At 69.2% G+C, this 11,504-nt stretch carries 8 protein-coding genes and 1 pseudogene; 4 read left to right on the top strand and 5 right to left on the bottom strand.

Annotation, left to right across the window (positions count from 1 at the left end; translation table 11 throughout):
• The 3 genes from HMPREF3105_RS13450 to dxs all read right to left on the bottom strand — a co-directional run.
• Positions 1 to 206, bottom strand: a 206-nt coding sequence (locus HMPREF3105_RS13450) for an aldo/keto reductase (protein ID WP_246830306.1), incomplete at its 3' end; no start/stop codon positions are given.
• Between the two features lie 3 nt (positions 207 to 209).
• Positions 210 to 728 carry a hypothetical protein gene (locus tag HMPREF3105_RS01495; protein ID WP_044659996.1) on the bottom strand — a complete coding sequence of 173 codons (519 nt, stop codon included), beginning with the start codon at positions 726 to 728 and terminating at the stop codon, positions 210 to 212.
• Entirely contained in the window at positions 725 to 2,740 is a 2,016-nt protein-coding gene (gene dxs, locus HMPREF3105_RS01490; protein WP_020627857.1) for a 1-deoxy-D-xylulose-5-phosphate synthase, read from the bottom strand. The genes HMPREF3105_RS01495 and dxs overlap by 4 nt, the downstream gene beginning before the upstream one ends.
• 501 nt (positions 2,741 to 3,241) lie before the next feature.
• Here dxs and HMPREF3105_RS01485 point away from each other — a divergent pair.
• From HMPREF3105_RS01485 to HMPREF3105_RS01470, 4 genes are all read left to right on the top strand, one after another.
• On the top strand, positions 3,242 to 3,829 hold the full coding sequence (locus tag HMPREF3105_RS01485; protein WP_020627858.1) for a YdhK family protein: 588 nt from the start codon (positions 3,242 to 3,244) through the stop codon (positions 3,827 to 3,829).
• 89 nt (positions 3,830 to 3,918) lie between these two features.
• Positions 3,919 to 6,054 carry a heavy metal translocating P-type ATPase gene (locus HMPREF3105_RS01480; protein WP_070708609.1) on the top strand — a complete coding sequence of 712 codons (2,136 nt, stop codon included), beginning with the start codon at positions 3,919 to 3,921 and terminating at the stop codon, positions 6,052 to 6,054.
• A gap of 11 nt (positions 6,055 to 6,065) precedes the next feature.
• Complete coding sequence (locus HMPREF3105_RS01475; protein WP_305791313.1) at positions 6,066 to 6,401, top strand: metal-sensitive transcriptional regulator; 336 nt, start codon at positions 6,066 to 6,068, stop codon at positions 6,399 to 6,401.
• A 182-nt stretch (positions 6,402 to 6,583) separates the two neighbouring features.
• On the top strand, positions 6,584 to 7,207 hold the full coding sequence (locus HMPREF3105_RS01470; RefSeq protein WP_083325263.1) for a CueP family metal-binding protein: 624 nt from the start codon (positions 6,584 to 6,586) through the stop codon (positions 7,205 to 7,207).
• 336 nt (positions 7,208 to 7,543) lie between these two features.
• Here HMPREF3105_RS01470 and HMPREF3105_RS12550 read toward each other — a convergent pair.
• Positions 7,544 to 8,258, bottom strand: a pseudogene (locus HMPREF3105_RS12550) (transposase); the annotation flags it as partial.
• 230 nt (positions 8,259 to 8,488) lie between these two features.
• Positions 8,489 to 11,308 carry an aconitate hydratase gene (locus HMPREF3105_RS01455; protein WP_070708606.1) on the bottom strand — a complete coding sequence of 940 codons (2,820 nt, stop codon included), beginning with the start codon at positions 11,306 to 11,308 and terminating at the stop codon, positions 8,489 to 8,491.
• Positions 11,309 to 11,504: the final 196 nt, after the last annotated feature.

Raw genomic sequence — 11,504 nt, 5'->3', positions numbered from 1 at the left:
CGGAGCCGCTCCTCGGACAGGCCGGGCTCGGCGCCGTAGACGTCGGCGACGTCGAAGAAGGTGATGCCGGCGTCGAGCGCGGCGTGGACGACGGCGTCGGTGCCGGCCTGCTCCAGCGTGGCGGTGCCGGAGCGGCCGAGGTTGTTGCAGCCCAGGCCGACGACGGAGACGGTCAGCCCGGAGCGGCCGAGACGGGTGTGGCGCACGGGTCAGCCCTCCTGCTCTGCGGTGCGGACGTCCACCTTGTTCGGCTGCACGCCGTCGGCGCGCTTGGCGGCCGCCGGGATCTCGGCGGCGGCCTTGCGGGCGTGGGGGGTCCGGACGCGCAGCACGAGGGCACCGGCCTCCTCGACGACGTCCTCGACCTCGCCAAGACCGCGCCAGGCCAGCTGGTGGGTCACCTCGACGCGCAGCCGTTCCACGGTGCGCCGCTCGATCACCGTGGCCTCCCGGCCGCGGAGCCGGTAGGCCACCGGCAGCACGGCGAAGGTCGCGGGGTCCGCCTCGGCGAAGCCCTCCTCCGCGCCCTGCGCCACGAACGCGGCCAGCAGCTGATCACCCTCGGCCTGGTCGGCCAGGGGCTGCTCCCCGACGGTGCCGGGCTGGCCGACCCGGCCGTGGTGGACCACGAACTCCCCGGCCTCCGCGTCGGCCCATGCCTCGCGGTACTCGAAGAGCCGGGCGCCGTCGTCGCCGACGCGATCACGGTACAGCCGGACGATGCTCATGCCTGCTCCTGGTGGTGGGGGGCGGCCGCGTCCTCGGGGACGGGCCGGGCGTACGGGACCTTGGCGCCGAGGACCTGGGCGACGGTGTCCTGGGTGATGCGCTGCGCGGTGAGGCCCACGCGGGCCAGCACCTGCTCGCGGCTGCCGTGGGCGAGGAACTCGACCGGCAGGCCGACCTCGTTCAGGGCGGTGTCCACGCCGGCCGCGCGCATCTCCTGCCGGATCCGCGAGCCGACGCCGCCGGCCCGCACCCCGTCCTCGAGGCACACGACGATCCGGTGGCGGGCGGCCGTGTCGATCACGGACCGGGCCACGGGCAGGACCCACCGCGGGTCGATCACCGTGGCGCTGATGCCGTGCCGCTCGAGCCGTTCGGCGACGTCGAGGCCGAGCTCGGCCATCGCGCCCACCGCCACGATCAGCACGTCCCGCTCGGCGCCGTCGCGTCCGCCGGCCTCGCCGCGCCGGGCGAGCACGTCCGTGCCGTCCGACAGCCGCTCCAGGGCGCGCACCGGCTCGCCGACCGAGCCCTTCGCGAACCGCACCACGGTGGGCGCGTCCTCGACGGCGACGGCCTCGCGCAGCTCCTCCCGGAGCGTGTCCGCGTCGCGGGGCGCGGAGATCCGCAGCCCCGGGACCGACTGCAGCAGGGCCAGGTCCCACATGCCGTGGTGGCTCGGGCCGTCCGGCCCGGTGACGCCCGCGCGGTCCAGCACGAACGTCACGCCCGCACGGTGCAGGCCCACGTCCATGAGCACCTGGTCGTAGGCGCGGTTGAGGAAGGTCGCGTAGACGGCCACCACGGGGTGCAGGCCGCCGAAGGCCATGCCGGCGGCCGACGTGACCGCGTGCTGCTCGGCGATGCCGACGTCGAACACCCGGTCCGGGTGGGCCAGCGCCATCGGGGCCAGGCCCACGGGGTTCTGCATGGCGGCGGTGATGGCCACGACGTCCGGCCGCTCGTCCGCGATCGCGACCATCTCCTCGCCGAACACGGAGGTCCAGGACTGGGCCGTCGACGAGGTGATGGGCTCGCCCGTGGAGGGGTCGATCACGCCGATCGCGTGGAACTGGTCCGCCTCGTGCGCGACCGCCGGCGCGTAGCCGTGCCCCTTCTCGGTCATCGCGTGGACGATCACGGGCCCGCCGTACGCCCGCGCGTCCTCGAGGGCCTCCTCCATGGCGGTGAGGTCGTGACCGTCCACCGGACCGATGTACTTCATGCCCAGGTCCTCGAACAGGCCCTGCGGCGCCCAGAGGTCCTTGAGGCCCTTCTTCGCCGCGTGCAGCGGCCGGTACACCAGCTCACCCGCGAGGCCGGCCTCCTGGAGGCGGCGCTTGAGGTAGTCGAGGGTCTGCTCGTAGCGGTGGTGGGTGCGCACCTTGTCCAGCACCCCGCGGCGCAGTCCGCCCAGGTGCTCGGCGACGCCGCCCACCGTGGGCGCGTACGAGCGGCCGTTGTCGTTGACCACGATCACCACGCGCCGATCCCGGCCGGCGGCGATGTTGTTGACCGCCTCCCAGGCCATGCCCCCCGTGAGCGCGCCGTCGCCGATCACGGCCACCACGGTGCGGTCCCCCTGCCCGGTCTGCGCCCAGGCCCGCGCGATGCCGTCCGCCCAGGAGAGCGAGCTGGAGGCATGCGAGGACTCCACCACGTCGTGCTCGGACTCGGTGCGGTCGCCGTAGCCGGACAGGCCCCCCTCCTGGCGGAGCGTCGTGAAGTCCTGGCGCCCCGTGAGCAGCTTGTGCACGTACGACTGGTGGCCCGTGTCGAAGATGACCGCATCCTTCGGCGACTCGAACACGCGGTGCACGGCCAGCGTCAGCTCGACGACGCCCAGGTTCGGTCCGAGATGGCCACCCGTCTTGGAGACGTGGGCGATCAGGTAGGCGCGGATCTCCGCCGCCAGCGCGGTCAACTGGTCCTCCGTGAGGGCCGACAGGTCCGCCGGGCGGGCGATCTGCGGCAGCAGCGGGGCGCCGGGGCTCGTGGGGGGCAGATGTTCCATGGTGCGACCAGCCTACTCCGCGGGTCCGCGCCCGGGCGGGACGCGGGCGGCGGCCCGCGCGGGCGGGCCCCGTGGATCAGGCCTTCGCGGCGATCTGACGGAGCACGTACTGAGACATGCTTCGCTCTGCCTGGCGATAGTTGCACAGCTTCCGTCGGCTCTCAGGATCCCTGTCTCGATGGGACGCCCGACGATGCAACCGTACAAGACCAATTTCTCTTGGGTGATCGGCGGTACTGGGATCGTCTTCTCACCACGGTGATGTTCACGAGACGACGCAGCCGATCCCGTCACGACGGCGAGCGAGGTGAGCCCGTCCGTTCGGGCCTCGATTCCATCTGCGACCAGGGCCGCCGAGCCGATGTTCTCCATCGCAGCCTCAGCGCTGCCACCCCGGGTCGACTGGATCTTGGCCGGGCGATTCCACGCCCGCCGATCGACATCGACTTGATACCCGGGAGGGGTATAGCGTTGACTGGACCAGAACGAACAGGAGACTTCATGCGCAAGCACCTCAAGACCACCGTCGCCGCAGGAGTGCTCGGAGGAGCGCTCGTGTTCACCGGCTGCAGCACCGGCGGCGACCAGGACCAAGGGACCCCCTCGACGACCAGCCAGCACGAGGGCCACGGCAGCAGCTCTGACAGCGGCGGGATGGAGCATCCGATGGACGGCGGCCCCGCCCCCGAGGGCATCGAGACGGCTGCGTCGCCCACATACCCGGTCGGCACCGAGGTCACGCTCACCGCCGACCACATGGAGGGCATGGACGGTGCGAACGCGATGATCGCCGGCGCGTACGACACGTACACCTATGCGGTGGACTTCACGCCGTCCGCAGGCGGGGAGCCGGTCAAGGATCACAAGTGGGTCGTCCAGCAGGAGATCAAGGACGCCGGAGATGAACGTCTGGCCGACGGCACCGAGGTCACTCTCGAGGCCGAACACATGGAAGGCATGAAGGGCGCGAAGGCGACCATCGCCTCCTCCACCGAGGAGACCGTCTACATGGTCGATTACGAGTCCGACGGCATGACGATGACCAACCACAAGTGGGTCGTCGAGAGCGAGCTCAAGCCGGCCTCCTGAGCCGATCGCCGCGGGCGCGCTGAAGGTCCGCGGCGAAATACGACCCGATCGAAGGAAAGATCGGGGAATGACGAGGGGAAGCGAAGAGCATGACGGACCCGACCACGCATCACCATGACCACGCCGGCGTCGCGACCACCGAGTCCGGCCACCGTGACGACTCGCGCGCCGAGAACGAAGACCACACCATGGAACACGGTGACCACGCCGGGCACGGTCATCACGGCGGTGGTCACGCGGGCCACGGCGACCACGTCGGCCAGTTCCGGCGGCTGTTCTGGATCAACCTGATCATCGCCATCCCGGTGGTCGCGTTCTCCCCCATGTTCGCCATGCTCCTGGGCTACTCGGTCCCCAGCTGGGCGGGCTGGGTCGCCGCAGTCCTCGGCTCCGTCATGTACGCCTGGGGCGGCACCCCGTTCCTCACCGGTGCTGTCAGCGAGCTGAAAAGCCGCCAGCCGGGGATGATGCTGCTCATCGCGCTCGGCATCACCGTAGCGTTCCTCGCCTCCTGGGCCGCCACTGTCGGTCTCGTCCACCCCGAGCTCGAGTTCTGGTGGGAGTTGGCGCTGCTGATCGTCATCATGCTGCTGGGCCACTGGATCGAGATGCGCTCACTGGCCCAGACCACCTCGGCGTTGGACTCCCTCGCCGCGCTGCTCCCTGACGAGGCTGAGCGTATAGAGGGAGACGACGTCGTCAAGGTCGACCCGGCAGAGCTGCGCGTCGGCGACGTCGTCATCGTCCGGCCTGGCGGCAGCGTCCCCGCCGACGGCACCATCGTCGACGGCCGCGCCGACATGGACGAGTCCATGATCACCGGCGAATCACACCCCGTCGCCCGCGGCGAGGGCGAGAACGTCACCGCCGGCACCGTGGCCACCGACTCCGGCCTGCGCGTAGAGATCACCGCCACCGGCGACGACACGGCTCTGGCGGGCATCAACAGGCTCGTCGCCGAGGCGCAGGGCTCATCCTCCCGTGCCCAGCGCATCGCCGACCGGGCTGCGGCCCTGCTGTTCTGGTTCGCCCTCGGAGCTGCGCTGATCACCGCCGTCGTCTGGACGCTCTTCGGGCTCCCCGACGACGCGGTCGTTCGCACCATCACTGTCCTCGTCATCGCCTGCCCCCATGCGCTGGGTCTGGCGATCCCTCTGGTCGTGTCCATCGCCACCGAGCGCGCCGCCCGCGGCGGCGTCCTGATCAAGGACCGCCTCGCCCTGGAGTCCATGCGCCAGGTCGACGCGGTGCTCTTCGACAAGACCGGCACCCTGACCAAGGGCGAGCCCACCGTCACCGGCGTGGAGCCGACCGGCGGCCTGAATGCCGAACAGCTCCTCGCCCTGGCCGCCTCCGCCGAGGCCGACAGTGAGCACCCCCTCGCCCGGTCCATCGTCACCGCCGCCAAGGAGAAGGGCCTCGCCGTCGAACCGGCCAGCGGGTTCACCTCCTCCCCGGCGGTCGGCGTCACCGCGACGGTGGCCGACCATGAGATCCGCGTCGGCGGACCCCGTCTGCTCGAGGAGACCGGCCAGGACGAGATCGGTGTCGCCGACGAATGGCGGGCAGAGGGTGCGATCATCCTGCACGTCCTCCGCGACGGCAAGGTCATCGGCGGTCTCAAGCTCGCCGACGAGGTTCGCCCAGAGTCCCGCGACGCCGTCGATGCGCTCCATCAGCTCGGCGTCGAGGTCGTCATGATCACCGGCGACGCGGAAGCCGTGGCGAACGAGGTGGGAAGAGAGCTCGGCATCGACCGGGTCTTCGCCGGCGTCCGCCCCGAGGACAAATCCGCCAAGGTCGACCAGCTGCAGAAGGAGGGCAAGAAGGTCGCCATGGTCGGCGACGGCGTCAACGACGCCCCTGCCCTGGCCCAGGCCGACGTCGGCATCGCCATCGGGGCCGGCACCGACGTCGCCATCGCCTCTGCAGGTGTCATCCTCGCCAGCTCCGACCCGCGTAGCGTGCTCTCGGTGATCCAGCTCTCCCGTGCCGCCTACCGTAAAATGAAGCAAAACCTGTGGTGGGCTGCAGGGTACAACTTGCTCTCTGTGCCGCTCGCGGCTGGCGTGCTCGCACCCGTCGGCTTCGTCATGCCGATGTCAGTAGGTGCGATCCTGATGTCGATCTCCACCGTCATCGTCGCGCTCAACGCCCAGCTGCTGCGTCGCATCGACCTCGCCCCAGCTGCCAGCACCCGCTCCGTCCTGGAGCACCAGAAGTGAAGGACACACCCGTGACCACTGAAACTGCAGCCGATGAGACCGGTACCGACACCGGAGCCCATCGGCACGGCTACATCAGTGACAAGGACCGTTACCGCAACCGCATGAAGCGCATCGAAGGCCAAGCCCGCGGCATCACGAAGATGATCGACGACGAAAAGTACTGCATCGACATCCTCACCCAGGTCTCGGCCCTCACCCGCGCCCTGCAGGGAGTGGCGACCGGTCTGCTCGATGACCACCTCAAGCACTGCGTGCTCGACGCCGCCAAGAAAGGCGATGAAGACGCGGCCATCGCCAAGATCCAGGAGGCCACCGACGCCACCAATCGCCTCGTGCGCTCCTGACACCATCCGATTTCGTCAACACAGGGTGCCTCGGACCGGTGGGCCCCAGATCAGGACAAGGCTCTTGATGTCTCCGGGCAGGCGTGCTTTGCACGTCGTCGCGCCCTTGGCACCGGCGAACTCGGGATGCCTTCTGTCTAACCTGACGACATGAACACGTTCACCTGAGAAAAGAGTTGGGCATGCCACTTGCCATTGTTGCTCCGATCCAGTCCTCCAGGAGCCGCCTGAGGATCTGCGCGGCCTTGACCGGTCTGGCGACCAGCGCCGTCCTCCTGCTCAGCGGCTGTGCTGATGCGGGACCGTCCGCTGATGCAGGATCCGATCACTCACTGGTGGTCGAGCACGATCTAGACGGATTGGATGCTCGCGAGATCATCACGCGCCTCGACTCAATGAAGGTGACAGATCGCTCGTCTGAATTCATCGCTTCGATTGAACCGGACCAGCTAGTACTGACCGACGATCAGAACAATCAGACCACCCTGCCGATGCCAGAAGACGAGTTCTACGTCTCTATCGCCCCGTATCGCAGCCAGACGCACGAATGCTACTTCCACAGCCTCACTACGTGCAGCGGCGAACTCGCCAATACTGACGTCCACGTCACCGTGGTCGAGGCGACGTCCGGGGAGACCCTCCTCGATGAAACGCTGACGACGTACGACAACGGATTCGTCGGGGTCTGGCTGCCGCGTGGAATTGACGCTACTCTCACTGTCTCAGCTGAAGGCCGCACCGCGAAAAAGGTCATCTCGACCCGCCCCGACGACCCCACCTGCTTGACCGGTCTTCAGCTGGTTTGAGGCCCAGGCCTCATGCTCCTCTGCAGCGCCGACAGATCAGGCGTCGAGACGTCCCATCCTTGGACTCCCACAGGGTCTCGGCGTCCCGATGTGAGGATTCGCCCGAGAGCCGGCTTCAGAGTCATCGCAGGGCATCACCACACCGGGCTGAAGCCTCGTCGACCCATATCAACCAGTGCCAACTGAAGAGCACTACATCGCTCACGCCGCTTCACGACGTGCATTTCGGGGGATCCTCTCTGTCCAGGTCCTCACGCTCATACCTGCCGGTGCTGAGCCTCGCCGAGCTTCTCGAGCACTTGACCTGGATCGTCGATCCGTTCGAACACGCCACTCGGGCGTGTCCGACAATGCCGTTGACCACGCGAGCACAGCATTCAGGACCACGGCAGCCCGGTCCACGATCGCGTACTTGTCGTACGTGCTCGCCAGGCCCGGCCATTGCTGCAGGTGCGCGTCCTGGCGCTCGATCACGTTCCGGCCCGTGTAAGCGTCCAAGTCCAGGCCCGCGGTTCGGCCGCCGGCCGAGCCGCGGCGTCTGCGGTGGCCCTGCTGGTCAGCCGGTTGGGGAGGACGGCCTTGATGCCACCGGCGCGCAGATGGGTGCCGATCGCCTGCGATGAGTACGCCCTCTCGCCCAGCACCGTCGACCAGCTGATGGGTCTTCGTGCTCAGCCCGCTCCGTGAGCGCCCGAGGCCGTGGTCGGCGGGCTCTTCACGCGGATTCTTTGTCGTTCGATCCAGCCCCCCGTGAGCCGGGTGGTGTTCCTCGCGTGCTGATGGGCGCGGGCGATCGTGGAGTCCACCGAGACCGACCAATCGATCACGATTTCGGCATCCGCTGCGGCGGTCAGTGTTGCCAGCACCGTGTCCCAGGTGCCCTCTTCGGCCATGCGGCCGTGCCAGGTCCACACGACTCAGCCAGGGCCCGTAGACCTCGGGCAGATCCCGCCACGGGATCGAACCACCTGTCCCGGTGGATGATGGCTTCGACCCTCGTGCGGTCATCGGCGAACGGCCGGCCCTGCCGGCCCGTGCAGGCGGGGAGCATCTGAAACCGGGACGTGTCTTCGAGGGCGCCAGCCTTCCCCCGGCTTCATTGTCAGACACGCCCTAGGCCCGTCTGGCCCAAGGGTTGGCCGGTCTCTGCACTGGGGGATGAAGAGCGGTCCTGCACCGGCGTCGGCCCCGGCGCCCCACGACGACGGCGGCCCGCCGCCCTCCGTGCGGAGGGCGGCGGGCCGCCGTCGTGATGCCCGCGCGCGGGCGGTGTCCCGTGGATCAGGCCTTCGAGGCGATCTGACGGAGCACGTACTGCAGGATGCCGCCGTTGCGGTAGTACTCGGCCTCACCGGGGGTGTCGATGCGGACGACCGCGTCGAACTCGGTGACCGTGCCGTCCTCGCCGGTGGCCGTGACCTTCACGGTCTTCGGCGTGGTGCCCTCGTTGAGGGCGGTGATGCCGGAGATGTCGAAGGTCTCGGTGCCGGTCAGGCCGAGCGAGTCGGCGTTCTCACCGGCGGGGAACTGCAGCGGCAGGACGCCCATGCCGATGAGGTTCGAGCGGTGGATGCGCTCGAAGGACTCGGTGATGACGGCCTTGACGCCCAGGAGCGCGGTGCCCTTGGCGGCCCAGTCGCGGGACGAGCCGGAGCCGTACTCCTTGCCGCCGAGCACGACCAGCGGGGTGCCGGCGGCCGCGTAGTTCTGTGCGGCGTCGTACACGTAGGCCTGCGGGCCGCCGTCCTGGGTGAAGTCGCGGGTGAAGCCGCCCTCGACGCCGTCCAGGAGCTGGTTCTTGATGCGGATGTTCGCGAACGTGCCGCGGATCATCACCTCGTGGTTGCCGCGGCGCGAGCCGTAGGAGTTGAAGTCCTTGCGCTCGACGCCGTTCTCCAGCAGGTAGCGGCCCGCCGGGGTGTCCGACTTGAAGGAGCCGGCCGGGGAGATGTGGTCCGTGGTCACGGAGTCGCCCAGCTTGAGCAGCACGCGGGCGCCCTCGATGTCCTGGACCGGCTCCGGCTCGGCGCCCATGCCCTCGAAGTACGGGGGCTTGCGCACATAGGTGGAGTCCTCGTCCCACTCGAACGTCTTGCCGGTGGGGGTGTCGAGCGCCCGCCAGCGCTCGTCGCCGTCGAAGATGGCGCCGTACTCCTTGGTGAACATCTCCGTGTCGATCGACGCGTCGATGATCTCCTGCACCTCAGCCGGGTCCGGCCAGATGTCCCTGAGGAACACGTCCTGGCCGTCCGAGTCCTGGCCGAGCGGCTCGTTCTCGAAGTCGAAGTCCATCGTGCCGGCCAGGGCGTAGGCCACCACGAGCGGCGGGGAGGCCAGGTAGTTCATCTTGACGTCCGGGTTGATGCGGCCCTCGAAGTTGCGGTTGCCGGAGAGCACCGCGGTCACGGAGAGGTCGTTCTCCTGGATCGCCTCGGAGATCTCGGACTCCAGCGGGCCGGAGTTGCCGATGCAGGTGGTGCAGCCGTAGCCCACCACGTTGAAGCCCAGCTGGTTGAGCGAATCGCGCAGGCCGGACTTCTCATAGTAGTCGGTCACCACCTTGGAGCCCGGGGCCACGGAGGTCTTCACCCACGGCTTGGACGTCAGGCCCTTGGCCAGGGCGTTGCGCGCGAGCACGCCGGCGGCCATCATCACGGACGGGTTGGACGTGTTGGTGCACGAGGTGATCGAGGCGATCGACACGGCACCGTGGTCCAGCTGGAACTCGCGGCCGTCGGGCATCCGGACGTCCACGCGCTTCGACGGGCGACCCTGCACGGTCGTGGCGTCGGTCTGACGCGGCGCGTCGGCGGCGTCGGGGGTGTCGCCGGGGGTGGCGCTCGGGGCGTCGGAGGCCGGGAAGGACTCGGCGGAGGCCTCGTCCACGTCGCCCAGCTGGTCGTCCTGACCGGCGTAGTCGTGCAGGTCCTTGCGGAACTGCGCCTTGGAGTCGGTCAGGTCGATGCGGTCCTGCGGCCGCTTCGGGCCGGAGATGGAGGGCACCACGGTGGACAGGTCGAGCTCGAGGTACTCGGAGTACTCCACCTCGGCCGACGGGTCGTGCCACAGGCCCTGCTCCTTGGTGTAGGCCTCCACGAGGGCGACCTGCTCCTCAGAGCGGCCCGTCAGGCGCAGGTAGTCGAGGGTGATGTCGTCGATCGGGAACATGGCGGCGGTGGAGCCGAACTCCGGGGACATGTTGCCGATGGTGGCGCGGTTGGCCAGCGGCACGGAGCCGACGCCCTCGCCGTAGAACTCCACGAACTTGCCCACCACGCCGTGCTGGCGGAGCATCTCGGTGATGGTCAGCACGACGTCGGTGGCGGTGGCGCCGGCCGGGATGGAGCCGGTCAGCTTGAAGCCCACGACGCGCGGGATCAGCATGGACACGGGCTGGCCGAGCATCGCGGCCTCGGCCTCGATGCCGCCGACGCCCCAGCCCAGCACGCCCAGGCCGTTGACCATGGTGGTGTGCGAGTCGGTGCCGACGCAGGAGTCGGGGTAGGCGCGGGTGACGCCGTCGACGTCGCGGGTCATGACGGTGCGGGCCAGGTGCTCGATGTTGACCTGGTGCACGATGCCCATGCCCGGGGGGACGACCTTGAAGTCGTCGAACGCGGTCTGGCCCCAGCGCAGGAACTTGTAGCGCTCCCCGTTGCGCTCGTACTCGATCTCCATGTTGCGCTCGATCGCCTGCTCGTTGCCGAAGTGGTCGATCTGCACGGAGTGGTCGATCACGAGCTCGGCCGGGGAGAGCGGGTTCACGCGCTCCGGGTCGCCACCCAGGTCCTGGATGGCCTCACGCATGGTGGCCAGGTCCACGACGCAGGGCACGCCGGTGAAGTCCTGCATGATCACGCGCGCCGGCGTGAACTGGATCTCGGTGTCCGGCTGGGCGTTCGGGTCCCAGGCGGCCAGGGCCTTGATCTGGTCGGCGGTCACGTTGGCGCCGTCCTCGGTGCGCAGCAGGTTCTCCAGCAGCACCTTCAGGGAGTAGGGCAGCTTCTGCGCCCCCTCGACCTTGTTCAGACGGAAAATCTCATACTCGGCGCCCTTGACGTCCAGGACGCCCTTGGAGCCGAAGCTGTCGACGGTGGTCACGAGAGGACTCCTCTTCCCGCCCGGTTTCCTCCGGGCGCTCGTCCAGTGGGGGGTGGTCACCCGCGGCCGCGGACCGCGCGCCGTCCGGGACGGGCGTCGTCTGCGTCACAGGTGCCGCACTGCGTCCCAGGGTACCGCGCCGGTCGCGTATGACGCGGGCATGGCGCGCGGCGGCCCGGAGGCCGCCGCGCGGGCG

The organism is Micrococcus sp. HMSC31B01 (genome assembly GCF_001816085.1).
GTDB lineage: Bacteria > Actinomycetota > Actinomycetes > Actinomycetales > Micrococcaceae > Micrococcus > Micrococcus luteus.
The sequence above is the reverse complement of the archived record's forward strand: the minus strand, read 5'-3'. Positions and strand labels throughout refer to the sequence as shown.